The organism is Pararobbsia alpina (assembly GCF_965118125.1).
In the GTDB taxonomy this organism is placed as follows: domain Bacteria; phylum Pseudomonadota; class Gammaproteobacteria; order Burkholderiales; family Burkholderiaceae; genus Pararobbsia; species Pararobbsia alpina_A.
Map to the genome: position 1 here is coordinate 97,170 of NZ_OZ221288.1, position 24,459 is coordinate 121,628.

The 24,459-nt window shown below is 61.5% G+C and carries 25 protein-coding genes; 7 read left to right on the forward strand and 18 right to left on the reverse strand.

The window, feature by feature from the left end:
• Window positions 1–116 precede the first annotated feature (116 nt).
• Window positions 117–800: an alpha/beta hydrolase gene (locus ACMFWR_RS18940; protein WP_413196237.1), complete on the reverse strand. Its 684-nt coding sequence runs from the start codon at window positions 798–800 to the stop codon at window positions 117–119.
• A 723-nt stretch (window positions 801–1,523) separates the two neighbouring features.
• Between ACMFWR_RS18940 and ACMFWR_RS18945 the strand changes: the two genes are divergently transcribed.
• Window positions 1,524–2,426 (forward strand): DMT family transporter, encoded by a 903-nt coding sequence (locus ACMFWR_RS18945; protein ID WP_413197282.1) that lies wholly within the window; start codon window positions 1,524–1,526, stop codon window positions 2,424–2,426.
• Here the strand turns inward: ACMFWR_RS18945 and ACMFWR_RS18950 are convergent.
• Complete coding sequence (locus tag ACMFWR_RS18950) at window positions 2,423–3,352, reverse strand: helix-turn-helix domain-containing protein (RefSeq protein WP_413196238.1); 930 nt, start codon at window positions 3,350–3,352, stop codon at window positions 2,423–2,425. The two genes, ACMFWR_RS18945 and ACMFWR_RS18950, sit on opposite strands and share 4 nt — an antisense overlap.
• A gap of 288 nt (window positions 3,353–3,640) precedes the next feature.
• Between ACMFWR_RS18950 and ACMFWR_RS18955 the strand changes: the two genes are divergently transcribed.
• From ACMFWR_RS18955 to ACMFWR_RS18965, 3 genes are all read left to right on the forward strand, one after another.
• Window positions 3,641–4,543 (forward strand): DMT family transporter, encoded by a 903-nt coding sequence (locus ACMFWR_RS18955; RefSeq protein WP_413196239.1) that lies wholly within the window; start codon window positions 3,641–3,643, stop codon window positions 4,541–4,543.
• Between the two features lie 88 nt (window positions 4,544–4,631).
• Window positions 4,632–5,045, forward strand: a complete 414-nt coding sequence (locus ACMFWR_RS18960) for a MarR family winged helix-turn-helix transcriptional regulator (RefSeq protein WP_413197283.1) — start codon at window positions 4,632–4,634, stop codon at window positions 5,043–5,045.
• Window positions 5,046–5,217: 172 nt separating this feature from the next.
• Window positions 5,218–5,514 carry a hypothetical protein gene (locus ACMFWR_RS18965; RefSeq protein ID WP_413196240.1) on the forward strand — a complete coding sequence of 99 codons (297 nt, stop codon included), beginning with the start codon at window positions 5,218–5,220 and terminating at the stop codon, window positions 5,512–5,514.
• 5 nt (window positions 5,515–5,519) lie between these two features.
• Here ACMFWR_RS18965 and ACMFWR_RS18970 read toward each other — a convergent pair whose 3' ends face one another.
• From ACMFWR_RS18970 to ACMFWR_RS19000, 7 genes are all read right to left on the reverse strand, one after another.
• On the reverse strand, window positions 5,520–8,732 hold the full coding sequence (locus ACMFWR_RS18970) for an EAL domain-containing protein (RefSeq protein WP_413196241.1): 3,213 nt from the start codon (window positions 8,730–8,732) through the stop codon (window positions 5,520–5,522).
• Between the two features lie 338 nt (window positions 8,733–9,070).
• Entirely contained in the window at window positions 9,071–9,373 is a 303-nt protein-coding gene (locus ACMFWR_RS18975) for a hypothetical protein (protein ID WP_413196242.1), read from the reverse strand.
• Window positions 9,374–9,471: 98 nt separating this feature from the next.
• A complete protein-coding gene (locus tag ACMFWR_RS18980) occupies window positions 9,472–10,245 on the reverse strand; it encodes an ATP-binding cassette domain-containing protein (protein WP_413196243.1) in 774 nt (257 codons plus the stop codon).
• Window positions 10,242–11,237 (reverse strand): ABC transporter permease, encoded by a 996-nt coding sequence (locus ACMFWR_RS18985; protein ID WP_413196244.1) that lies wholly within the window; start codon window positions 11,235–11,237, stop codon window positions 10,242–10,244. Before ACMFWR_RS18985 ends, ACMFWR_RS18980 begins: the two co-directional genes overlap by 4 nt.
• Window positions 11,238–11,324: 87 nt before the next feature.
• On the reverse strand, window positions 11,325–12,398 hold the full coding sequence (locus tag ACMFWR_RS18990; protein WP_413196245.1) for a sugar ABC transporter substrate-binding protein: 1,074 nt from the start codon (window positions 12,396–12,398) through the stop codon (window positions 11,325–11,327).
• Window positions 12,399–12,848: 450 nt separating this feature from the next.
• Window positions 12,849–13,454 (reverse strand): hypothetical protein, encoded by a 606-nt coding sequence (locus ACMFWR_RS18995; RefSeq protein WP_413196246.1) that lies wholly within the window; start codon window positions 13,452–13,454, stop codon window positions 12,849–12,851.
• A gap of 54 nt (window positions 13,455–13,508) precedes the next feature.
• Window positions 13,509–13,949, reverse strand: coding sequence for a glycine zipper domain-containing protein (locus ACMFWR_RS19000; protein ID WP_413197284.1), 441 nt, complete (start codon window positions 13,947–13,949; stop codon window positions 13,509–13,511).
• A gap of 337 nt (window positions 13,950–14,286) precedes the next feature.
• On the opposite strand from ACMFWR_RS19000, the gene ACMFWR_RS19005 reads away from it, so the two are divergent.
• Window positions 14,287–14,673, forward strand: a complete 387-nt coding sequence (locus tag ACMFWR_RS19005) for a hypothetical protein (protein WP_413196247.1) — start codon at window positions 14,287–14,289, stop codon at window positions 14,671–14,673.
• A gap of 114 nt (window positions 14,674–14,787) precedes the next feature.
• On the opposite strand, the gene ACMFWR_RS19010 is transcribed toward ACMFWR_RS19005, so the two are convergent.
• Window positions 14,788–15,537, reverse strand: coding sequence for an SDR family NAD(P)-dependent oxidoreductase (locus ACMFWR_RS19010; RefSeq protein WP_413196248.1), 750 nt, complete (start codon window positions 15,535–15,537; stop codon window positions 14,788–14,790).
• A 459-nt stretch (window positions 15,538–15,996) separates the two neighbouring features.
• Here ACMFWR_RS19010 and ACMFWR_RS19015 point away from each other — a divergent pair, with 459 nt between their 5' ends.
• Entirely contained in the window at window positions 15,997–16,230 is a 234-nt protein-coding gene (locus ACMFWR_RS19015) for a hypothetical protein (RefSeq protein WP_413196249.1), read from the forward strand.
• 244 nt (window positions 16,231–16,474) lie between these two features.
• Here ACMFWR_RS19015 and ACMFWR_RS19020 read toward each other — a convergent pair whose 3' ends face one another.
• The 6 genes from ACMFWR_RS19020 to ACMFWR_RS19045 all read right to left on the reverse strand — a co-directional run bounded on the left by ACMFWR_RS19020 (window position 16,475) and on the right by ACMFWR_RS19045 (window position 20,420).
• Window positions 16,475–17,287, reverse strand: a complete 813-nt coding sequence (locus tag ACMFWR_RS19020) for a putative DNA-binding domain-containing protein (protein WP_413196250.1) — start codon at window positions 17,285–17,287, stop codon at window positions 16,475–16,477.
• Window positions 17,284–18,135 carry a DUF692 domain-containing protein gene (locus ACMFWR_RS19025; RefSeq protein WP_413196251.1) on the reverse strand — a complete coding sequence of 284 codons (852 nt, stop codon included), beginning with the start codon at window positions 18,133–18,135 and terminating at the stop codon, window positions 17,284–17,286. The genes ACMFWR_RS19020 and ACMFWR_RS19025 overlap by 4 nt, the downstream gene beginning before the upstream one ends.
• A 230-nt stretch (window positions 18,136–18,365) precedes the next feature.
• Window positions 18,366–18,635 (reverse strand): hypothetical protein, encoded by a 270-nt coding sequence (locus ACMFWR_RS19030; protein ID WP_413196252.1) that lies wholly within the window; start codon window positions 18,633–18,635, stop codon window positions 18,366–18,368.
• A 69-nt stretch (window positions 18,636–18,704) separates the two neighbouring features.
• The gene (locus tag ACMFWR_RS19035; RefSeq protein ID WP_413196253.1) at window positions 18,705–19,487 is read right to left on the reverse strand and encodes an alpha/beta hydrolase; all 783 of its coding nucleotides are present in this window, start codon (window positions 19,485–19,487) and stop codon (window positions 18,705–18,707) included.
• Window positions 19,488–19,668: 181 nt separating this feature from the next.
• Window positions 19,669–20,145 (reverse strand): DoxX family protein, encoded by a 477-nt coding sequence (locus ACMFWR_RS19040; RefSeq protein WP_413196254.1) that lies wholly within the window; start codon window positions 20,143–20,145, stop codon window positions 19,669–19,671.
• Window positions 20,142–20,420, reverse strand: a complete 279-nt coding sequence (locus tag ACMFWR_RS19045; protein ID WP_413196255.1) for a DUF2282 domain-containing protein — start codon at window positions 20,418–20,420, stop codon at window positions 20,142–20,144. The genes ACMFWR_RS19040 and ACMFWR_RS19045 overlap by 4 nt, the downstream gene beginning before the upstream one ends.
• Before the next feature lie 363 nt (window positions 20,421–20,783).
• On the opposite strand from ACMFWR_RS19045, the gene ACMFWR_RS19050 reads away from it, so the two are divergent.
• Entirely contained in the window at window positions 20,784–21,206 is a 423-nt protein-coding gene (locus ACMFWR_RS19050; protein WP_413196256.1) for a phasin family protein, read from the forward strand.
• 196 nt (window positions 21,207–21,402) lie between these two features.
• Here the strand turns inward: ACMFWR_RS19050 and glgA are convergent, their stop codons facing one another.
• Together glgA and glgC are read right to left on the reverse strand one after the other, a co-directional pair.
• Window positions 21,403–22,866 carry a glycogen synthase GlgA gene (gene glgA, locus ACMFWR_RS19055; protein WP_413196257.1) on the reverse strand — a complete coding sequence of 488 codons (1,464 nt, stop codon included), beginning with the start codon at window positions 22,864–22,866 and terminating at the stop codon, window positions 21,403–21,405.
• Window positions 22,863–24,161 (reverse strand): glucose-1-phosphate adenylyltransferase, encoded by a 1,299-nt coding sequence (gene glgC / locus ACMFWR_RS19060; protein WP_413196258.1) that lies wholly within the window; start codon window positions 24,159–24,161, stop codon window positions 22,863–22,865. Before glgC ends, glgA begins: the two co-directional genes overlap by 4 nt.
• Between the last annotated feature and the right edge of the window lie 298 nt (window positions 24,162–24,459).

A 24,459-nucleotide genomic window follows, 5' to 3' on the forward strand; every position in this document is an offset into this window, starting at 1 on the left:
AGCAGCGGGATTCCAGGGCGCAAGAAAACGCTTTCACACCGCGCCGACGGTGCGAAACGGGGTTAAACGATTGCGCGAGCGGGCAGCGCCGGTCCGTGGCACACGCGTTCATCGTGTCAATCGGCGAACCGTGCGGTCAGCCAGGTGCCGATCTGCTGGATTTGCTCGAGGCAGACTGAATGCGGCATGCGGTACGCGTGCCATTCGACGGGGTTGCCGAACGCGGCGACCATGTCGCGCGCCGCGGTGCCCAGGGTGGGAGGGACGACTTCATCTTCGACACCATGCGCGGCGAACACCGGCGTCGTCGCGTTCGCCGGCGTGCGCTCGGCTTCGAGCATGGCCGGCGCAGCGATATACGTCGACAGCGCGATGATGCCGGCGAGCCGGTCGGGATGCGTGAGGCCGGCGATATAGGCGATGGCGCCGCCTTGCGAAAATCCCGCGAGCACGATGCGCTCAGTGGGAATGCCGCGCGCATTTTCACGCTCGATCAGCGAACGCACGGCGTCGCGCGTCTGGCGGATGCCGTCTTCATCGGCGTGCCGTCGACCTTCGTCGAGCGAGTAGATGTCGTACCAGCCCGGCATCACATAGCCGTTGTTCCATGTGATGGGGATCGACGGTGCGTGGGGAAACACAAAACGCACGGCGAGTGAGGCGGGGAGACCAAGCTCCGGCACGACCGGAACAAAATCGCTGCCGTCCGCGCCGAGTCCGTGAAGCCAGATGACTGCGCAATCGGGCTTGTCGCCGGTCTCGATCTCGATGGCCGGCAGTAAATCGCTGTTCGATTCCATATCTGCGTCCGTTCTGCGGTCGGCGACCGAGTCGCTTGAAGACCGCCATCCTAAACTGCCCAAACATGCGCGCCCAGCCTTGTTTTTGCGCGTTTTTAATTTTTGTCAATTCGAATCGAAAAAAAGATTCGCACCTTCATTACGAACCTAATTACCCTTTCGACTCAGGGGTTTCTCATCGCGACGGAAACCCGCACATAGGGTATTACGGCCGATTTTCAAAAACACTTGAGAGTGGCGGGGAAAAATATTTCTGAGGGGAGTGCTTAATTGCAAAAATCGTGCCGTATTGGGAATGAATCGATCGGATTATCCGATAGGAAAAGGGTGCGGTAAAGATATTCAATTCACCCATTTCGACGATGTAATGTCCGTTGCACACGCATCACAATGATTCGATTCGTGCGCTTTGCACAAAAATCGCGAATTCGATCCGGGATATTCATTCGATCGAATTGCACTGGCGAGACGGGATTCCGGGATCAGGCGCTCATACGCCGTTCATCCCGGCGGCAGGCGGTGGGGGAAGCGAACCGATGCGAGCCAGAAATAATGAATATATGAACGAGGCCGACAGGGACTCGTAAGACAAGCTGGTATCATCGCTGTCCGGCCGCGCTTGTCGCGGCCTGGTTTTTTTGACGTTCGTCCGCCGGACTGGACGTTGTCCCCGCTCTTCACAGGAATGTCGCCTTGACCCGCCGCCCGATTCTCGTTGATTTGATGATGTTGCTTGCCGCAGTGATCTGGGGCTCGGCGTTCGTCGCCCAGCGCCTGAGCGCGCAGGACATCGGGCCGTTCTACTACACCGGTTTGCGCTTTCTGCTCGGTGCGGGCGTCGTGCTTGCGTTCTGCCTGTTGATTCCATCGCAACGCAAGGCACTGCGTACGATACCCACGGATGTGGCGTTGCTTCGCGCCGGGGGCGTGCTGGGTCTCGTCACCGCAATTGCCATTTCCGCGCAGCAGATCGGATTGCAATACACGAAGGTGGCAAACGCCGGTTTTATTACTTCGCTCTACGTGATTATCGTGCCGATGATGGGCTTGTTCGCTCGTCATAAGACGGCAACAGGAACGTGGGTCGGCGCCATTCTGGCGGTTGTCGGCATGTATTTTCTGAGCGTCGACGAACATTTCACGATTCTGCTCGGCGACTGGTATCAGCTTGTCTGCGCTATCGTGATTTCCGTGCAGGTTCTGCTGGTCGGCCGTTATGCGCGCGAGCACGATCCGTTATCCCTGTCGCTTGTGCAATTCGTTGCGACGGGTCTGATCAGCATGGTCGTCGCGGCATTTTCCGAGCCGATGGGATTGGCTTCCGTGCGTGCGGCACTGCCCGCGATTCTGTATGGCGGCGGATTGTCGGTCGGTATTGCCTACACGATTCAGGTGGTCGCGCAAAAACGCGCATCGCCGGCTCACGCGGCCGTGATTTTCAGCATGGAAGGGTTATTTGCCGCGATCGCCGGATGGCTCGTGCTTGGCGAGACCCTTTCGCTGCGCGCGATTCTCGGTTGTGCGCTGATGCTGGCCGGCCTGCTCGTATGCCAGCTGCTCCCCGGGCGCGAGCGCGACGCGCATGTGCCTGCGGCGGGCAATAATGGCGTTGCCGCGGACGCTTAACGAGCCGGGTTGTCCGGCCCCAGCACCTTCCGATACCGTCCCGGCGACACATTGAGCACGCCTCGGAACCGGTGGCTCAAATGGCTGGGGTCGGCGTAGCCGCACTGACTCGCGATCTGATCGAGCGGCAGGTCCGTCGTGCGCAGCAGATGCCGCGCGCGATCGACGCGCCGCTCCGTGATCCACGCATGCGGCGACATACCGAATGACAGCGTGAACATCCGGGCGAGATGAAACTCCGACAGATTCGCGACTCGCGCGAGTTCACCCAGCGTGATCGCCGAATCGAGATGCGCGTCGATATAGTCCCGCAGCGTACGGCGAGCCGATGGTGACAGCCCGCCGCGCGGGTTCGACGGGGCGCGTGCGGACTGCGTATGTAACAGCCGGTTCAGCAGCTCGTGCACGGTCTCGTTCGCGTAGAGCCGCGCATCCGCGTCTTCCCAGTCCCGTTGGGCCAGATCCAGGCAGAGCGCCGCCATCTGCGGGTCTTCAAAATAGGTTCGATCGGCAAGCGTCAGTTCGCGCGGTTCGCGATCCAGCTCGACGACAGCGCGCCGCGTGAAATGGCCGGGCAGGAAATAGATGTGCATGAAGCGCATCGGTGCGGGCACCCACCAGCGCGACTCGTGTTCGCCGGGCAGCGCGCACAGCCGGCTCGGCGCGCCGTAAATGCCCGGCATCGTCTCGCGTTCCGTCCGATAGCCGCCATCGAGATAACACGACAGCGTGTGATGCCCGGGTTCGAGATATGAGGTCATTTCCGGTCCGCCGTCACGCTGCCAGATCGCAATCGCGAGTTCGTCCCCGAGCCACGCAAAGCGTTCGAGCCGTGCGTGAGCCGTCTTGAGCGTGTCGTAGACGGACCGGATGCCCTGGGGTGTGTCCTCGACACTGACGATGCGGGAGGCAGTAGCGCTGGTCAAAGCGGTATGCGGGAAAAGACGAGTGTGATGCGACCGATTATATCGCCGCGTAAACAAGGGCATGTCCGGGCGCCGCGGTATGGGGTCCGCACGGCGCAAATAACCGCAAGATCGGACAACTTTGCCCCGACAGCTCAACCTCTCGACCGGTATGGGCTTGTCGTCGTCCCGGAAATTCCTGTGCGAAAAGCGCAAGATTCAACAACTACGGTTCGAGGACGTTCGGCATAGTGAAGTCGAAAGCCGGGTACGGGATCCGGCCATTTTTATTGCTTTAGAGCTTTTACGATGAACGCATTGCTTTACGGCGTGACAGTGCTGATCTGGGGGACGACGTGGCTTGCGATCAAGTGGCAGCTGGGTGTCGTGCCGCCGCCTGTCTCGATTGCCTATCGCTTCGGTCTGGCCTCGATTGTTCTGTTCGCGACTCTGCTCGTCATGCGCCGCCGGGTCTGGCCGCCGCGCGCCGCGTGGCCCTATCTGTTCGCGCAGGGTCTCGCGCTGTTTTGCTGCAACTTCCTTTGCTTCTACTACGCTGAGCGCACCGTGCCAAGCGGTATGGTTGCAGTGATCTTCTCGATCGCGCCGATCCTGAATTCGGTCAACGGCAAGCTGTTTCTCGGTCGACGCCTGCAGCCGTCGGTCGTGCTCGGCTCGTTTGTCGGCCTGGCCGGCATCTTCTGCCTGTTCTTGCCCGAACTGACGCGCGCGATGCCCGGGCAGGGCGGGTCGATGTTCGGTCTCGCCGTCGCGTTGCTCGGCACGCTGTGCTTCTCGACAGGCAGCCTGCTCTCGAGCCGCATGCAGGCGATCGGGCTTCATCCCTTGCTGACCAACAGCTGGGCGATGCTGATCGGCGCGGCCATCCTCGCCGTGGGGAGTGCGGTCGCCGGCCTGTCGTTCGTGCCTGAGCCGAGCGTTCGCTACGTCGGTGCACTGCTGTATCTGGCCGTGCCAGGCTCGGTGATCGGATTCACGGCGTATCTGATGCTCGTGGGACGGATCGGTCCCGAGCGCGCCGCCTATTGCACGGTGCTGTTTCCGATCGTCGCGCTGACCGTGTCGACGATTTTCGAGGGATATCGATGGACGGCGCTGGCCGCTGCGGGGATCGTGCTGATCCTGCTCGGCAACGTCATCGCCTTCAGCGGCAACACGAAGCTGCGAGCCTCGGCGCGCGCGACGACCTGAGATTCGGGTCGGGCATTTTTGCTTTCTTCGCGGTTTGCGCTATCTTCGCGGGACCCGGCGTGTGCCGTCCGACGTTAGCGATCCCTCGATGAAAGAAGCCCCGCGTGCGCTGAACAAGACCGACTTCGAACAATTGTCGGCATTTCGTTATCAGATGCGTCGGTTTGAACGCTTTTCCGAACATGCCGCGCAGGCGGAGGGCATTACGCCGCTCCAGTATCTGCTGCTGTTGCATATCAAGGGCTTCCCGGGCCGCGACTGGGCGACCATCGGGGAACTGGCCGAGCGCCTGCAGGCCCAGCACCACGGCGTCGTCGCGCTCGTTACGCGTTGCGAGTCCGCCGGGCTGGTGCGGCGGCAGGCCAGCGAGTCTGATCGCCGCCAGGTCGAAGTCCACCTCGAAAAGACCGGCGAGCGGCTGCTCGCGCGGCTCGCGGCGCTGCATCGCGCCGAGCTGAAATCGCTCGAGGGATCGTTCACGGTGCCACGAATCGATTTGTGATCGCCGGATCGACTTCCCGCACGCCACTCACCGGGCAAGCACGCGCCACGCGAGTCCCCGCGCCGCCTTTCGTGCCAGGGCCGCATTCGGTCAGCATTCGTCCTGCATCCGCATGCGGCGTGCACTACTCTGCATGCATCCGCCGCGACACCGCACACAAGGGAGGTCAGCCATGCAGTCTCCGACGGGATCCGTGGTCGCACTGAGTTCGGCGGCCTCGACCGTGTTTTCGATCGGCATGGTGTTCCTGGGCTACTGGGGTATCCATGAATCAGGCACGTGGGGTGTGCGCGACTACGTCGTCGTGCTGCTCGCGATGGGCGGTTTTATCTGCCTGGGCTCGGTGCCGTGGTTTGCGACGACACCCATGGAACGTGCCGACGACGAGTCGAAGATTCGCGTCGCGCGCCGCGCGTTCCTCTGCGGCGTCACGGCGATGTGGCTGTCGGTGCTGACCTCGCTCGTCTGAGCCGGTCAGACCACGACGCGACTCGAGTCGCCCGCGACGACCGCGCGCGACCACGTGAGCCGTTCGCGCAGCAGGCCTTCAACCTGCACCGGGGGCAGGGGCCGGCTGAACAGATAGCCCTGAATGTCGTGGCAGTCGTTCTCGAGCAGGAAGTCGAGCTGCTCGACCGTCTCGACACCTTCCGCAATGACATCGAGATTGAGCTGACGCGCGAGCGAGATGATGCCTGTGACGATCGCCCGGTCGTCTTCACCATGCGGCAGGCCGCGCACAAACGACTGATCGATCTTGAGACGCACGATCGGAAAGTGCTTGAGCGCGCTCAGGTTCGAATAGCCCGTGCCGAAGTCGTCGATCGATAGCCGCACGCCCATCTGCTGGACTTCGATCATGGTCGCGATGGCCGCGTCGAGATCCTGCATGATCAGGCTCTCGGTCAGCTCGAGCTCGAGATGCTCGGCGTCGAGACCGCTTTCCTCGAGCGCGTGCGCCACGCGCGCGACCCATTCAGGGTGCAGGAACTGTCGCGCCGACACGTTGACCGACACAGTCAGCGCGGGCAATCCGGCCGCCTGCCAGGCCTTGTTCTGCTTGCAGGCTTCGTGGAGCACCCAGTCGCCGATCGGAATGATCAATCCGGTTTCCTCCGCGAGCGGAATGAACTCGGCTGGTGACACCAGGCCCATCGTCGGATGCTCCCAGCGAATCAGCGCTTCGGCGCCGCTGATCGTCTGGGTCTCAAGATCGACCTGAGGCTGATACACGAGCCGGAACTCTCCGTTGGCGATCGCCTGACGCAGTTGCTCCTGAATCTGAAGCCGATGCAGCGTGTGCGCGCTCATCTCGGCCGTGTAGTGCTGATAGTTATTGCGGCCGAGCGCCTTGGCGCGATACATCGCGACGTCGGCGTTCTTGAGCAGCGTCTCCGCGTCGGCGCCGCCGTCCGGGTAGGTCGCCACGCCCATGCTGCACGTGATCTGGTAAGTCTGTCCGGCGAGCTGAACCGGTTCGAGAATCGCGTCGCGGATAGTCTCGATCGTGGTCGTGACGGCCGCCATATCGCGCGCGTCGCCAAACAGCATCACGACGAATTCATCGCCACCCAGACGAACCACCGTATCGGTGCGGCGCACACACGCCGTCATGCGCTCCGCGACGATCTTGAGCAGATCGTCCCCCGCGTGGTGGCCAAGGCTGTCGTTGATCAGCTTGAAGTTGTCGAGATCGATAAACACCACGCTGACATGGCGACGACGTGAGTCGCGCTGGCGCAGCGCCTGATTGAGCCGCACGGCAAGCTGAGTCCGGTTCGGCAGACCGGTCAGCACGTCGTGGCTCGCCATGTGCCGGATCCGCTCCTCGGCGAGGCTGCGTTCGATCGCGATGCCCGCGATGCGCGTGGCCATGGCGATCGCGTCGACCTCCGCGGGCGTCGGCGCGCGCACGTCGCGCACATACATGGTCAGCGAGGCCAGCGCATCGCCCGACGGCGCGATGATCGGCATTGCCCAGCACGCGGCGCAGTCGCCCACATGCACGCGGATCATTTCGGCGCGCACGCGCTCTTCCTGCGACGCATCGGCCACGATGACCGGGGCAAGCGTATGGATCGCCCGCCCGCTCGGACCCGCGTCAGCGCCGATCCGCGTGCCGAACACGGCTTGCCAGTACGCATCCGGCAGGCTCGGCGCGGCCGCTACGCGCAGCGTCTGGCCGTCTTCGCTGCGCATCAGGGTCGCGCATGAGACGCCGGTGATCTGCGTCTCGAGCACACGCATGAGGTAGTCGAGCACTTCGGTCAGCGGCGTCGCGGTGGCGATCATTTCGAGCACGCGGTTCTGTTCCTGCCGGCGCATTTCGGCGCCCTTGCGCGCACTGATGTCGCGCATGATCGCGACCACGCCATCCTCGACGCGAACGACCTGCCGATACAGCCAGAGCCTTGAACCGTCGCCGCGCTGGTGAACCCACTCGCGCTCCTGCACGTTGCCCGTATCCGCGACACGCACAAATTCGTCGAACATCCCGTTGTCTTTCGAATTCGGGAACGCGTCGTCGAGCGTCATGCCGACGAGCGCCGATTTGGGAAAGCCCGAGATTTCGACACCGCGACGGTTGGTGTCGCGCACGATAAAGCGATTGATTTCGCCATCGGCGCCGCGTTCGCTGCGCAGCGTAAAGAACGCGTCGATACTGCCTTCCGACGCCGCATAGTAAGTCTGGCGTGCCTGACGTGCGCGTTGCCGACTCAGTGCGAGCTGCCAGCTCGTGCGGCTGAGCACCAGCATCAGTGCGATCAGCAGGACGCTGCCAACGGCCGTTTCCCAGATATAGGTGCGCTTGTGCTCGTGGAACTGCACCAGCTGTTCATCCTGAGAGAGGCCGAGTACAGCCACAAGCGGAAAGCCGTGCAGGGCGCGGACGTTGGTGTAGCGGGCAACCCCGTCGTCCCACGCGTGAATGGTGGCGACATCCGAGGTGTCGTTCAGCGATTCGCTCGTGAGCGCGATCGGAATATGAGCGCCCCATGTGGCATGCGAACCCATCTGCGCGGCACGCACTACGCCGTCGGTTCCGATCATCGCAAGCAGGCCGTGCTTGCCCATGCGAGAAAAGTCGTAGCCGCTCGTGAAGTAGGCCGGATCGACCGAGACGAGCACGATGCCGGCGAATCCGCCTTCAGAGTCACGCAGGCGCCGGCTGAACGTGATCGACGAGGCGCCGCTGACGGGATTGCGCGTGACTTCGCTGACATAGGGCAGCGGGCTATCGGCAGCGCGTCGGCGTTGGGCGACGAAATAAGGGCGATCGGCGATATTGCCGTGCGCATGCGATTGCGTGGTCGCGACGAGCGTGCCGTCGCCGCTTGCGATCGCGATCTCAAAGACCATCTGCGAGGGCAGGAGCCCCTTGTCGCGAAGGCGCTCGATCGCGTCGTTTCCCGTCATTTCATACGCATATTTGACGGTCTTGAGTGTCTGGTCGATCGAAGCGAGGTTGCGTACGAGTTGCGCTTCGTAGGTATCGGCGAGCTCACGGCTCGATTCCGCGGCGGCGGCTTCGGCGGCCGCCCCTTCGACGCTGACGAGATGGATGACCGAGGTCCATGCCGAAATCAGCAGCAGGACGGCGAATACGGGAAACAGTACATACGCTTCGAGCAGGCGCCGGAGCACTTGCCCCGCCTTCCCGGCGTAACGGGCGTCGAGCGCGTTCATCGCGCTGTGCTCCGCGAAGTTGCGCGACGCGCGCGCGATCCGGTCGTGTTCGAGAGGTGCTGTGTGTAGTGCATGAAACCGTTGCTTGACTGACCGGAAGGACAAGCCGTTGGGATACCGTTTAAGAGATGCTCAGGTGAGCTGCTTAACGGCAATCAAGCACGATTCTTGAATAGGGAAGCGCCCGGAGGCGAAGCGGGCAAGCCGCCTCACGCCTCGTTGTAATGACATCGAAAGGCGGGGGTGTTGGTGCGGTTCAGGCGACTTGCGTGGACGGGCGCTTGGATCTCGGAGGCCGCAGGAGTTGTGGAATTGCCTCGCGGGCGTTCACAGCCATCTCACCCTGCGGCGGTTCGTCCGTGAAGTTCCGGTCCGTAGACCGCGATGTCGGGCAACGGAAAGTAGAGATAGTAGCCATCTCCCGTGATTTCGTGCTTCGAAAGCGCCCTGACATCGGGCACTCCGCCGGTGCCCCCGAGGTCCTGGACGTCCGAGGCGGACAGCACCACGCTCGACTCGTTGTCAAACTTGATGGTCAACTCACGACTTTCATCACTGAAATGCGCGTTGACGATTCGCGGTCCGAGTCGTGAGCCCTCGAGAAGTGCGCCTTGGTGTTGGTCGATCTCGGCATCAGACATAAACGTTCTCCCTCACCGCCGGATTGGCCGTGTGTATAAAAATACCAAGAGCGCGTCAGGCTGACTTGCAAAAATCGAGCAGCTCCCGTCCATGGCGATTACGCCGAGTCGCCGCTTCGCAGGGCCCGGTATTCGCGGCGGACGATGTCCATGAGTTCGGCAACCGAGGTGCTTGCGGCGGCTTGTTCGTAGGTCACACGGCCGCGTTGCATCAGCATGACGCGGTCGGCGATGTCGAGCGTTTGCGCGTAGTTGTGCATGATCATCGCGATCGACAGATTGCCTTTTTCCTTCAGGCGCAAGATCAGATCGATGATGAGCCCCGCTTCGCGAGCTCCCATGGCGGCGAGCGGTTCGTCGAGCAACAGGATCCGCGCGTTTGAGTTGACAGCCCGTGCGACGGCGATGGCCTGGCGCTGGCCACCCGAGAGTGCTTCGACCGCAAGATCGACTGACGGGACATGCACGCCGATCTCGTCGAGCAGCTCGGACGCCCGCGCGCGCATCGCGCGGTTGTTGAGCAGGCGGATCGGCCCGGGATAAACGATCTCCCGGTTCAGGAACATGTTGTGGTAAATGCTCAGCGAGTTCGCGAGTGCAAGGTCCTGATAAACGCACTCGATGCCGAGCGACCGCGCGTGATCGACGGAACGCAGCAAGATCTCCTGGCCATCGATAAACAATGTCCCCGAGGTCTGTTGCTGAAAACCCGTGAGGATCTTCATCAGCGTCGACTTCCCCGCGCCGTTGTCGCCGAGGATGCCGAGAATCTCGCCCTGGCGCAGATGCAGCGATACCCCGTCGAGGGCGGTGACGGCGCCGAACCGCTTGACGATGTTCTGCGCGCGCAGTGCTTCCGGAGCGGCGCTCATCGTGAACCTCCGCGGCGCCCGAGGCGCACGATATGGATATTGAAGATCATGGCGAGCAGGATCGCCGCGCCAAGAATCATGTTGAACGTGAACGCGTTGATGCCGATCAGCGTGAAGCCATCGCTGAGCACGCCGAGCACGGCCGCGCCGATCAGCCCGCCGATGATCGTGCCTGAACCGCCCGCAAGCGGCGTGCCGCCGATCACCGCCGCTGCGACCGCAAGGAACATGATCTGGTTGCCACCGGCCTGAGGATCGATCGACGTGATCCGGAACGCCTCGAGCGTGCCGGTGAGCCCCGAGAACACGGCGACGATGATGAAGTTACCGATCTTGAGCCGATTCACATGAATACCGGCCTCGCTCGCACCGAGCGGGTTGGCGCCGGCCGCGATGGTGTGCAGACCCCAGCGCGTGTGCCGCAGCACGATATGCATCAGGATCACCACGGCGAACGCCCACAGGATCTCGCTATAGCCCCACGCGCCAAAGAACGCCGCAAAGCCTTCCTCGCCGGGCGTCGGCACCGGCGTACCGTGCGAGATCGTCAACGTGAATCCGTTGACAAAGAAGAGTGTGCCGAGCGTCGTCACAAATGACGGTATGCGCAACACGACAGTGACAATGCCATTGACCAGGCCGACCACGGCGGAGGCCAGCAAGCCGCAAATCAATGCAATGCCCATCGGCATGCCCGCCTCGTGGGCAAAGTGCATGACGAACGGTGCGAGCGCGAACACCATGCCGGCCGAGAGATCGATTTCGCCGCCGATCATCAGCATGATCTCGCCGCACGCGATGATGGCAGCGGGTGCAATGAATTGCGACAGATTCTGCAGACTCGCGCTCGTGAGCAGGAAGTCGCGATTCGCAAATTCGAAATACGCGGAGAGGATCACCAGCACGAGCAGAATGCTGAGCTCGCTGGAACGTCTGAGGGCGCGGGGCCCGAATCGCGGCGGCTTGGCGCCGTTTTGCTTCGTTTCGGCCATGAGCAGAATTCAGAGAATGACTCACCGCCGCATGACGCATCAGGCGATGCGGCAGCGGCGGATCGGGTTCGATCAAGGCAGGCCCGTTTAATAGGCTCCCGAATGCGGCACGATCTGAGGTTTCGTGCTCTTGCCTTCGTAACGCGTTTCAGTCGTCAGATACGGGTTGACGCTGTCCTTCGTGACGAACTTGAGACCCGTGTTGATATTGCCCGGACCAACCAGGCCGCCCGATGCAAGGAACACGAAGGCTTCGACAACCGTATAGAAGCCCTGAACATAAGGCTGCTGGTCGATCGTAAAGTCGAGGAACCCGTCGTGAATCAACTGGACCGTCGTCGGTAACAGATCGAAGCCGCCGCCATGCACGCCCTTGGACGGCAGGTTGTTTTCCTTCATGACCTGCGCGACGCCCTGCGTGCTGCCCGCGTCGACCGCGTACATGCCCTTGAGGTCCTGGTGGCCGAGATAAAAGGCCTTGATCTTCGACAGCTCTTCGTTGACCGTTGCGCCGGTCGCGATCATCTGCGCGTCGATCTTCTTGCCTGATTTCTTGATCGCGTCCATCGCGCCATCGAGCCGCGGCTGGATATTGAGCTGGCCTGGCGTCGCAATGAACAGCGCGACGAGGCCGCTGTCGACGACTTGAGCGATGCGCTCGCCCATCTGATAGCCCGACAGATACAAATCCTGCCCGATATAAGCCAGACGCGAATTGCTGCTGCCAGCAGGAGCATCCGCGTTGTACGAGAACACGGGGATACCCGCATCCATGGCGGCCTTGATCGGCTTGTCGAACGCTTTCGGATCGACGATCGGCACAGCGATGGCGTCCGCCTTGGCTGCAATGGCGGAATTCATGGCGTTGACCATTTCGCCGACGTCGGCATTGGCCGACCCGCTCCATTGGTAGTCCATGCCAAGCAGGCCTGTCGCGTCCTGAATGCCGTACTGCGTCGGCACAAAGAACGGGTTGGTCGTCACGTGATTGACGAACACGATCTTCCAGCGCTTGTGATTCGGGAATCCGCCCTCTGCGGCGAGTGCCGGGGTGCTGACGCCGCCGAGCATTGCCATTGCGCCTGCGAGCCCTGCTGATTGCAACAGCGCGCGACGCATGCGTTGCGGGTTGCCGGGCGCGTCATCCTGATGATCTGCCATGTCGTCTCCTTCGGTTGTGGTGGTGTGCTGCACGTGCCACACGACGCGCCAGGCGCACCACGACATCGATCAGGTCGGATCGATCACGGCGGCTGGCATCGGCGCATTTGTTATGAGTCGCCGTGCCTGACAGAAGAGTGCAAAACGGCGCTCGACAGACGAAAGAAGAGACTGAGCGCGGCAGATCGCTTTGCACCGGGGCACGCAGCAGCGTGCCCGGATGACGGCGTATTTGAGCGCTTAAGGTAGGGCGCGCGCATAGCCTTTGTCAAGGTTCGTGCCCTAGGTGTTTTACGCAGGAAGCGTGCGCGCGAACGCGTTTACGGTCGCAGTGCATCGCCCGTAAACGCGTTCACTTGAGTCGACGGTGCAAGTGGTCTGCATCGCGAAAGGGTTTACCCGTCGCGTGCGATGGCGTTCATGAAATATTCTTCAAACTGCCACGCAGGTCTATTTGAGCGGCGCGCCGTTGCGTGAGATCTGCACGGCTGCGGCAGACTTGAAATCGGCCTTGACGCTATCGCCGACCTTGAGATTTTGTAGCGGAATATCCGGTGAGGCTTCGACGACCACGGTGCGTTCCGGGCCACGCAGCGTGACGAGTCGCGCCTTGCGATCGATCTTCTCGACGGTTGCAACGATCTGAACCGAACGTACCGATGTCGACGCGCCGCCGGACACCGGCGTCGTCGAGTCCGTCTCGATCTTTTCGCGGATACCCGATCCCGTGACTTTGTCCGCGTGAATCAGCAGCGCGTTCTCGTAGTCAATCGTGATCGTGTCGCCGATTTTCAGATCGCTGACATTGCCGACAGCGGGGTCGACATCGACCGGAACTTCATTGCCTCTCGGCCCCTTGATCAGGATGCTGTTCGAATCGGGGTCGATTCCGACAATCTTCGTCACCACGTGTGCGACCACACCGGTTTGCACCGCGTGCGACGTATCTGTTGCGGCGGCGGCGTCTGCAGCGTGCGCGATAGGCGAGAGGGCCAACGCGAGGGAGGCAGCGGCAAATAGCTTGCGATGAAACTTCGATTGAACATGCGATTGCATCGTGGCTCTCCCTGAATTGGCCTGGTTTAGGTATGTGTGTTTGTCTCGGTATCGCTATTGCACGGTGTACCCGCGACCTTGCATGCATGCGCCGTACGATCGCCAGTACGTCTGCATCTGGGCCTGTTGATTCGATTGGGCCGCCTGATTCTCTGCCGCGTGTTCGCGACGCGATCTCACGCCGCCGGCGAGCGCGCCGGCCGTCGCGCCGACTGCTGCGCCGTGCCCCGCATCGCCATTGGCGACACCGCCAATCGCAGCACCGGCTGCCGCGCCTCGTGCCGCACCACCGACGCGCGCACCCGTGGGCCCGGTGGCCGGCGGCGGCGTCTGGGCCACGACAGCGGGGTCAATACCTGTGTTTTGTTTGGCCCACGAATAGCATGCGCCGTCATCGGCCTGTTGCTGCTGAGCAGATTGACCCTTTGCAGGATAGACAGCGGGCTTTTGAGCGCTTGCTACGCTGCAAATCAGACCCATAAACAGCATGACCATCGTTCGATTCATCGCGACCTCGCCCGTGGTGCGCCCGAACGCGGGCAGGCCGCAAATGCCTGTGCCCTTGAACGTGTGTCTGCTGAGCGCGCCTGAGAAAAATACTATGGCCGGCATCGAATCGCGCCTGAATTCCCCGGCGATTCGCGCGTTCGATTAGTGAGGTAATGATTCATCTTCTTCGCATCGCCGATCTCTCCGACACCGGCGATTTCGAGAGGATTTATTAAGCGACAGTAAGGAGTGTTAGGAGGGTTTAAGTGTGAGGTCTTGATGAGGGGGCTGTGGCTAAACTTCGCCATCGCTGTATCGGACCGTACTTCCAGGAATATGCCCAATGAACAAAATGATTCGCGCTGTGGGATGTGGCTTTCTTTTGTCGGTGTGTGCGATGTCGAACGGGCACGCCAACGAGCTCCACGACGCTCGCGCTCCGGAGTGGCTGATTGGGCACTACAAGGGCGGGAACAAGCACGTTCACCACGACGACTACACGCTTGTTGTCGAAGGCAACGGACGCGCTCAGGTTTATGACAGGGACCGCTCCAGGAACAATCATGCGGGGCACTACACACGCGCAGGAGAGATTGAATGGGACGACGGCACGCGGTCGCGCGTCACGCGTACGGCCAGGGGCGTCAATTTGACGCTCGTGGGCCATGGCAACGATCTCGCGATCTATGAACGAGACAGAAGCGGCCCGCTCGACAACATCCGCGACTAACGTCCAAACGTTGCGTGTTGCGCCCGCGCGCCGCCAGCCAGGCGACGCGCGGGAGCCATAAAGTGCTGACTGCTTTGCTGATTGAGCTGCTTATTGCGTGGCTTATTTCGTCGCTTATTGCGCGGTATAGGCTCCGTCGACCGCGATGCGCTGGCCCGTCAGGTAGCGCGACTTGTCACTGGCAAGGAACACGATGGTCTGAGCGATCTCTTCAGGTGTAGCGGCACGCTTGGCGGGCACCATCGACAGAAAGCCTGCGCGGATTTCGTCGCTGTTGCCGACAAAGCGATCAAACATCTGTGTTTCGACCGGCCCCGGTGCGACCGCATTCACGCGCACGCCGGATGCGGCGCCTTCCAGCGCTGCGCTCTTCGTGATGCCTTCTACGGCGTGCTTGCTGGCCGCGTAGACCGATGCGCCACCAATGCCGACCTGGCCCGCAATCGACGACAGATTGATGATCGATCCGGATCCTTGTGCTTGCATCGCGCGCAACTCGTGCTTGACCGAGAGCAGGGTACCGAGGACGTTCACCGAGAAGATGGCTTCGTAGTTCTCCGTCGATTGATCGACGATCGGACCCAGTGCGCCTTCCGTGCCCGCATTGTTGACGGCCACATCGAGACGACCGAAACGCTCGACGGTCTTTTCCACAAGGCTCCGAACGTCAGCCTCATGACGCACATCGGCGCGCACGAATTCCGCCTCGGCGCCGAGCCCTTGCAGTTCAGCGGCCAGTGCCTGGCCTTTATCGTCGTGACGACCGCTTACGACGATACGGTTGCCTTCGTTGGCAAAAGCGATGGCGGTTGCACGACCAATGCCGGTCAGTGCGCCGGTAATCAGAACGACGGGCTTGCTCATTTCAATGCTCCTTGGAAGACTTGAGTGGGAAACGCGTCTTGCGTTGGAGCGAACTTTGCTCGATTGCGGCCGTGTGCAGTAGACGGCATCCGCGAATGACAGCCATTCCTGGCAGGAATAGTTCGGCCCGGTACACCCTGGTCATGCGATCAGGACTCAGGTTTGGCGCTCGACGGCTAGGGCACAGGACTAGGACTAGGACACAGGGCTAGTGCTAGTGCAAGGCGTAGGACCAGGGCACAGGGCACAGGGCTGAAAGGGGCACGTAGCATGGCTTCTGACCCCACGACTACATACGGACACACAACGATTCAATCGCGCCGCGGCTCGAAACATGAGCGATACGTCCGGGGCGTCTAATGACTCCACACCGCAAGCGGTTCAGGCCGCAAGCGATGCAGCATGACTCACTGACTTAAACATTGCGGCGCCCTGATATGTGGCGCGTGGAGAATCATCATGAAGGCACGTCTTTTCGTTCTCGCCCTTGCTCTCGGTTCGGCAGCAGGTCTGACTCACGCAGCTGAAGTGTCGAACGTCGGCTCGGCGCCGGCAGCACTTTCGTTGTCGGTTTCCTCGGCACCGATGGATGACATGGCATCCAAGACGCGCCGTGAGGTGTATCAAGAGCTCGTCGCCTCGCGCCGTAGCGGTGAATTCCAGCAACTGCGTGCTCAATATCGCGGTCGTTGATGTATCAGGGCTGTCATCAGGGCAGTCCGCGCGTGACGCAAAACGCTCGAAACCTCACACGGGTTTCGAGCGTTTTGCGTTTCGACGCAGCGATCCCTCAGACGCAGCAAGCCTTTGGGCACGGAAACGTGCTTGATGAAGAAATGCTTCCGACGCAGAAATGCACGCTATCCAGAAAGACGAAAAAGCCGTCATGCAGCACATGCTGCCGACGGCTTTTTTTGTGTCATGCCTTAAATAGGGTTTAGCCCTCGACTTGCACGACCATCCCATTGCCGATCCACGCGGCAAGCAAAGCACCGGCGCGCTGAAGCCCGGCTTCCTCACCGAGTCGCGCTACAAGCCATTCACACAGTGATTCGAAATCTCCGTGCGCTTCGACCTGCTGGATCGCATCGAACTCGAGCCCGTCGATCTGCTGCAAGCGTGAAGTAAACCCGTCGCGCCAGACGACCAGACCCCCGGTTTGTTCGAGCATGAAAGCCTCGGGCGGAGTTTGGTCATGTGCGAGCGCGTGCCAGACTTCGTATGCATTGGTTGTCGCAACGCGGCGGCGCAACGACGGCACAAAACCCAGTCGAGCGGTATCCCAGTCAATCGACGGCAAGGCATCAAGCGCAATCGGCGTGGCGTCAACCGCGACAAACGCATCCGACAGCGCGAGTTCGATCCAGGCAAGTTCGTGCAGATCAGGGTTGTCGGGATAGACTGCCTTCAGTGTCTCGCCGAAGTGTTCAGGATAGGCATCGAGCGTCCACGCGCAAGGCGGATGACGATCGATATGCGAAACGGCAGCGTGCAGGAAGTTGTCGTCGCCGAGCCATGCGTGCACTTGCGGAAAAGTAATTTCAAGGCAGATGACAAGCTGCGTGCGGTAGTTGTTTTGATAGACAGGGAAGCCCGACGCCGAACGCGTGCGCATTCTTTGCGCCATGGCATTCCATGTTGCTTCAACGTTGGCATCGCCTGGCGCGTCACCCCCAGAGCTACCGTCGACGTCGCTTGCATGGCCGGTAAGCCACACACGAAAGTCCTGTTGCAGTTCGGCGAGTGTCATGCGGCCTCCTTGTGGGCAGCGCCGGTGTTGACCGACGCGAGGTTGCGGGCAATCGAGAGTTCGTCGAGCAGGACGTCGAGCGGCGGAATATCGTCATCGCGTTCAATCATGGTGGCAACAGGGCCGAGACGGCGCCGGGCATCCGCATAAAGCGTCCAGACGTCCGGGCAAACAGGCTGATCGTGTGTATCGATCAACAACTCCGGACCACGCGTGTGTCCGGCAAGGTGAATCTGACGAACGCGTTCCATCGGAATGCCATCGAGATAGGCCTGTGCGTCAAGCCCGTGATTGACCGCCGTGACATAGATGTTGTTGATATCGAGCAGCAGATCGCATCCCGTGCGACGGCACAGCGATGAGAGAAACTCCCATTCGCTCATCGATGAGTCGTTGAACGCGAGATAGCTCGACGGGTTTTCGAACAACATCGTGCGACCCAGCGCGCTCTGTGCGGTATCGACGTTTCTGCAAACGATATCGAGCGCTTCTTGCGTGTAGGGGATCGGTAACAGATCGTGCGAGTTGAACCCGCCAATGCGCGACCAGCTCAGGTGGTCCGACACAAACAGCGGCTCGATCTCGTCGACGAGCGCCTTGAGGCGACGAAGATACGCAGCGTCGAGCCCGTCGGCCGAACCGATCGACATCGATACGCCGTGCAGTGCCACGGGATAACGCTGCCGTACCTGGCGCAGGATATGACGCGGTTGCCCGCCATCGACCATGAAGTTCTCGGAGATCACTTCGACGAAGTCGACCGGCACGGCCGTTTCGAGGAAGTCCCGATAGTGTTCCTTTCGCAGACCGAGACCATAGCCGGCGAATGATGGGGAAGATGTGAGCATCGCGCGGACCTCTACGTAGATGAAAGGGCAAAAGAGGCGGCGTCAAAAGAAGCCGCCCTCGGGCTTCGCGTGTGGCTTCATAAGTCACCAATCCGCTCACCGGAGGCAACCGACGCGAGCCTGCGGACCAGACCCGACAAACGCGAATGCGGGACGCTGAGGCTGCAGGCTCTGGTCCTGAACCCCACCTCACACCATTGTGGTGGGGCGAACCGATCGTTGCTTCGTACTTACTTCGGTTCAGTCAACGTACCGCCCGCGGACAGGCACGCGCTCGGCGTCTTGACGACAACGCCTTGGCCCTTGCAGGTGTTGAGACCCTTGCAATCGTGCTTGGCCGTCGCGCACAGGCTTTGGCCCTTGCACGAGTTGACGCCATAGCAGCGGCCCGGCTGTTCCGAACCGGCAGCGTGAGCCGCGGGGGCCATTGCGGCCGAAGCGACGGCGAGCAGGGCGGCGGCAGCGGCGAACGAGGCGCGGGATTTGACGATGGACTTCATGGTTCCTCCAAATACACTCGATGAGTGGCAGCAAATAAGCGGTCGATCAAAAGAGATCGAGCGCAGGGGTTATTTCGCGTTGAGCGCGGCGTTCTCGATGACTTGCGCAACCGCTTCGGGCTGCGTGATTTCGATTGCGTGGCTGGCCTTGACGGGCGTGATCTTCGAGCCGGCGCGTTCCGCCATCCAGCGTTGCAGATCGGGGCTCACGACGAGGTCGTCGGTCGCAATGACCGCGTAGCTCGGCTTATCGCGCCATGCCGACGCATACGAGTTGCCGCCGAAAGCGGCTGCCGTCGGCAGCGCCTGCGAGGCAGCCAGAAAGTCGGAACGATTCGTGACCAGATCACCGGCAAAGTCCGCATCGAACTTGGCGCGGTCGAAGTACAGATGGCCATCGCGTGTTGCGTGGATATCGTCCGTCGGCTTGGGCATCGAGTCGAGGAGCTGCGTCACGCTTTCGCCGACGTCAGGTTCGAACCCGGCGACGTACACGAGCGCGCGCACTTTGCCGCGGGTGCCGGCCGCAGTGATCACCGCGCCGCCGTAGTCCTTGCCGACCAGCACGACTGGGCCATCGGCGCCGATGATCGCGCTGTTGACCGCGTCGACATCGTCCGCGAGCGTCGTCATCGTTTCCTGAACCACGCGTACGTTGTAGCCCTTGTGAATCAGGATGTCGTGAACGACCCGCCAGCCGGATCCATCGGAGAACGCGCCATGCACGATCACGATGTTGTGCGCGCCCGGAGGTGTATCGGGTGCATTGGGCGTGGCGGCCGATGCCGGCGTTGCCAGCATGGGTGCCGCCAGCGCGAGTGCGGCGACTGCGAGAGTGGACTTCAAATACATAGGTGTTGCTCCGTGAGGCCGGATGGCCTTTGTTCCCGACCCTTGCGACGGGCCGTATTGCTGCTGACCCTGTCGTCGCCTACGCCTTGGCAACGTCCGTTGCTGCAGCGACTGCGGCGATGCAGGTCATTCGTGTACCCAGTGCTTCGTATTCGGAATGCGTCGGTTCGTAAGCCCGTTATCAGGGCTTGCGGCTCAGCAGCCGGTCGAGCGACAGCGCACCACCACCGCGTGCGATCAGCGGCAACAGCAGACCTGCCCACGTCAGGTGGGTCGGCCATGCATCGGGATAGACGAAGATCTCAATGACCATCGTCATGCCGAACAGCGCAGCCGCAGCGCCGCGTGTGCACAGTCCGAGAACCAGCAGCACAGGGAAGAAGTGTTCCGAACACGTTGCGATCCGCGCGGCGATTTCAGGCGGAATCAAAGGCAGTGCATAGTCGGTGCGGAACAGGTCGAACGTCGACGGCTTGATCGTGAACCAGCCTTCGACCTTGGTGCGGCCCGACAGAAAGAACACCGAGGCGATACCCAGACGCGCGACAAGCAGCAGCAGCCAGTCCGGCGTCAGCAACTGCAGTTCGCGTCTGACACGTGCAGCGAGCGACGTGTTCTGCGCCGCGGCCGTATGGAGATAGGGCGTGGGTGCGCTCACGACTTGGCCTCCAGCGAGCCATAGCCCTTGGGCGTCTTGATCGACGTGCAGGTGCCCTTGGCGACGGCGATCCAGGCATTGCCCTGGTAATCCTTCTTGGCCGTGCCGGCACACGAGGTGCCTGCGCCCGCGGCGCAATCGTTCTTGCCTGCGAGCGCGACGCCGTAACATTTTTCGGTCGTCGGCTGCGGCTTGTCGGCGGCGTGCGCGCCGGCAGCGAGCACAGTCAGGGAAAGGGCGAGGGAGGCAGCGAGCGACGCGTGCTTCGTGGACATGGAAATCTCCTGGGGCGATGAGCGAAAACAGTTCGAGGTCAACAGCTGCCAGGAGGGCGTGGACAATGCGGTGTCCGGAGGAGGCTGCTTCAGGCAACCTTGGCATACCGGATTCCATTTTTGGAAACACCACCCTGATCGGGGGGGCGTCTCCGCTTGTGTCGCACGCCCTTTGTCTGGCGTGGATGTATTTGACGGCGCAGGCGTATCTGCGATTTGTCCAAGGTGTATCGAAGGCGTAGCGGCTCGTATTTTTATGTACAGGACCGGGGTGGAGGTGACCAGTGGCCTCACCTGACGCATACTGTTACGCGGCGCTAGCGCCAGGTCTGTCCTCAACCCTTACTTACTGGAGCCTTGGCCATGGAATCGACGAACCCGAATATGCTTTTCGCCGAGTACACGAAAATGCTCGGGCAGTTCAAGCTGCCCGGTATCGATATCGGCGCACTCATGGAGACGCAGCGCAAGGATATCGAGGCCCTGGCGACGGCCAACTCGACCGCCATCGCCGGCGTGCAGGCGCTGGGTCAAAAGCAGGCTGAGATCCTGCGCGAAACGATGGCGGGCGTGCAGACGCTGCTGACGCAGGTCGCTTCGCGCAGCACCGAGCCGGGAGGACAAACGGGCGAACTCGTGCAACAAGCCATGCACAAGGCGCTGGCGGATATGCAGGATCTGGCAGAAACCGCTTATCGCGCGCAATCCGAAAGCATTGCGGTGGTCACGAAGCGCGCTGCCGAGCACGTCGAGGAGCTTAAGGCGCTGCTTCAGCAGAAGAAATAAGGAGTCGCATCATCGTTGTGGCTTGCGACGAGCTATCGGGTCCGTGCGGGACGTGATGTCTGATGCTCATTGCGGGATGCACCTGCATCGATGAGTGTCTGCCGCGGATTCGCGACGAGCGGTGTATCAGAAGGATTGAGATGAGAATAAACAGGGCCGACATCCACGTCGGCCCTGTTTTCCATCTATCAACGACCTAGTTCTGCGACAGCCGCTGATACAAATCAAAGTACCGCAGTGCCGAGGCTTCCCAGCCGAAATTCGTCTTCATGCCACGGCGTTGAGCGTGCGCCCAATCATCCTGACGTGCGTAGAGCGCAAACGCGCGCTTGACTGCCAGCGTCAGCGACTTGAGATCGAACTTCTCAAAGACGAACCCCGTCGCAACACCATCCGCGAGGTTCTCGAGCGAACTATCGACGACCGTATCGGCGAGACCGCCGACACAATGCACGAGCGGCAGCGTTCCATAGGCAAGGCCATAGAGCTGCGTCAGCCCGCAGGGTTCGAAGCGCGAGGGCACGCAGACCACATCGCTGCCCGCGATGATCACGTGCGCCAGGGCCTCATCAAAACCGAGTTCGATTGCGACAGCGTCCGGGTGGGCTTGCGCAGCATCCTTAAGCCCCGATTCGAGCCTCGCCTCACCCGTGCCGAGCACGACAAGCTGGCCGCCACGCTCAATGATCTCGGGCACGACCGCAAGCAGCCGATCCAGGCCCTTTTGCTCAGTCAGCCGGCTGACAACACCAAACACTGGCGCATCGCTGCGTTCGGCGAGACCAAATCGCTTCTGCAGCGCCTGCTTGCACACCGCCTTGCCGGCCATGTCATCGACCCAATACTTCGCGGCAATCGACTCGTCGATCGACGGATGCCAGACCGCGTAATCAACGCCATTCAGAATGCCGAGTACATCGTGCTGGCGTTCGCGCAGCAGCCCATCAAGGCCAGCCCCTTGCGCAAGCGTCTGGATCTCGTTGGCGTATGTCGGCGAGACGGTTGTGATCTTGTCGGAGTAGAAGAGCCCCGCCTTCAGATACGAAACCTGTCCCCAGAACTCCATGCCCTGGATCTGGTAATACGACCAGGGCAAACCGAGCTCATGAAACGTCGTCGCCGGAAAGAGCCCCTGGTATGCCAGGTTGTGCACCGTCATGATTGTCGACGGCAGCTTGCGATGCTGGGCCATCTCCGCCGCACGAATATATGGCGCGGCCAGCCCCGCGTGCCAATCGTGCGCATGAACGACCTGCGGAGACCAGTTCGGATCCGCGCCCTGGGCCATCAACGAAGCGGCCCATCCGAGCATGGCAAACCGCTTGAAGTTATCCGCGTACGGATGATGCGACGCGTCGAGATACGGACTGCCGGGCCGGTTGTAGAACTCATCGGCACGGATCACATAGACGCCCGTACCGTTTTTCATGCGACCGAACTGGATCGTCGGGTCCTGCAGACCGAATCGAGGCCCGAGATGCGCAACCGGGCGGAGGTCGTCGAGTCCCGCAACAATCGCGGGAAAGCCCGGCATCAGCACACGGACATCGGCCCCGAGCGGCGCAAGCACGGGCGGCAGCGCGCCGACGACATCGGCGAGACCGCCCGTCTTGAGCAGGGGATACAGTTCGGCCGCGACGTGAAGGACGCGCACCGTCACTCGTCATCCTCCGATTCCGGATGGAAGCGCCGCCCGGCAACCATCGCTTCGAGGGCGTTCTGCGTGACAAGCACAACGCCACTGGAAGTCCGATAGAAGCGCGACGCATCGAGTTCGGGATCCTCTCCGATCACAGTGCCTTCGGGAATCGTGCATCCCCGGTCGATCACGACTTTACGCAAGCGGCAGCTCCTTTCGACGGTGACCTGTGGCAGCAATACTGCCTCATTGATGTTACAGAACGAATGCACGCGTACCGAGGAGGAGAGCACTGAACGCGAGATCTGCGAACCCGAGACCACACAGCCGCCGCAGGCGAGCAGGTTCGTGCCCGTGCCTTGCAGGCCGTTGAGATCGCGCACGAACTTCGCGGGAGGCAGTTGCTCCTGATGCGTCCAGATCGGCCAGCGGCCGTCGTACAGGTCGAGTGCCGGGATCGTCGAAGCGAGGTCGAGGTTGGCCGACCAGTAGGCGTCGATCGTTCCGACATCGCGCCAGTAAGCGGGCGCTTCGTTGTCGGAGGTCACGCACGACATGCTGAACGGGTGGGCGATTGCGTTACCGCTGGCCACGACCTGCGGAATGATGTCCTTGCCGAAGTCGTGTTCGGTGTTCGACTTCTCGATGTTTTCTTCGAGCAGCTTGTAGAGGTAGTCGGCGCTGAAGACGTAGATGCCCATGCTGGCCAGCGCGATGTCCGGATGTCCCGGCATGGCAGGCGGATCCTTCGGCTTCTCGACGAACCCTGTCACGCGGCGAGACTCGTCAACGTGCATGACACCGAACGCGACGGCTTCCATACGCGGCACTTCGATACATCCGACCGTGCAATCCGCGCCGCTTTGCACGTGGTCGGCCAGCATCTTCGTGTAGTCCATCTTGTACACGTGGTCGCCGGCGAGCACCACGACAAAGCGTGGACGGATCGAGCGGATGATGTCGATGTTCTGATACACCGCGTCGGCCGTGCCGCGGTACCAGCTTTCGTCAATGCGTTGCTGCGCCGGCCACAGATCGATGAATTCATTGAATTCGCCGCGCAGGAAACCCCAGCCGCGCTGCAAATGGCGCAGCAGCGAGTGAGCTTTGTACTGCGTGACGACCGCGATGCGCCGGATGCCCGAGTTCAGGCAGTTCGACAATGCAAAGTCGATGATCCGGTATTTGCCGCCGAAGTGAACCGCGGGTTTCACGCGCTTATTGGTCAGCGCGCCGAGGCGTGTGCCACGGCCGCCTGCCAGGACAATGGCGAGCGTCGACTTCTGCAGATCGTTCAGATTCACCGGCGTCTCCATGCCGACCTCCTGTTGTTGTGCTTCTCGATGGGGGTGTACGGCGGAATCTCGCAATCCCGTCGCGTCCAGTCGGCGAGGCGGTCTTGTGGCGATGCAACATCCGGCAGTCAATCGCCCCAGCCGTGAGCCAAGCCGCAAAAACGATGCCGCGCGCGCACGGATGAACAGAGTGCGTACAAAACAATGTAGGCGAAAAGTAGCGGGAGGTCGGGGGAATCCCGGTGGAAACGGGCTCAGGCAGAACCCTAAGAGGCATTCCGGTCCCTAGCCGCGACAGCGTCATATATGGCTTGCTACA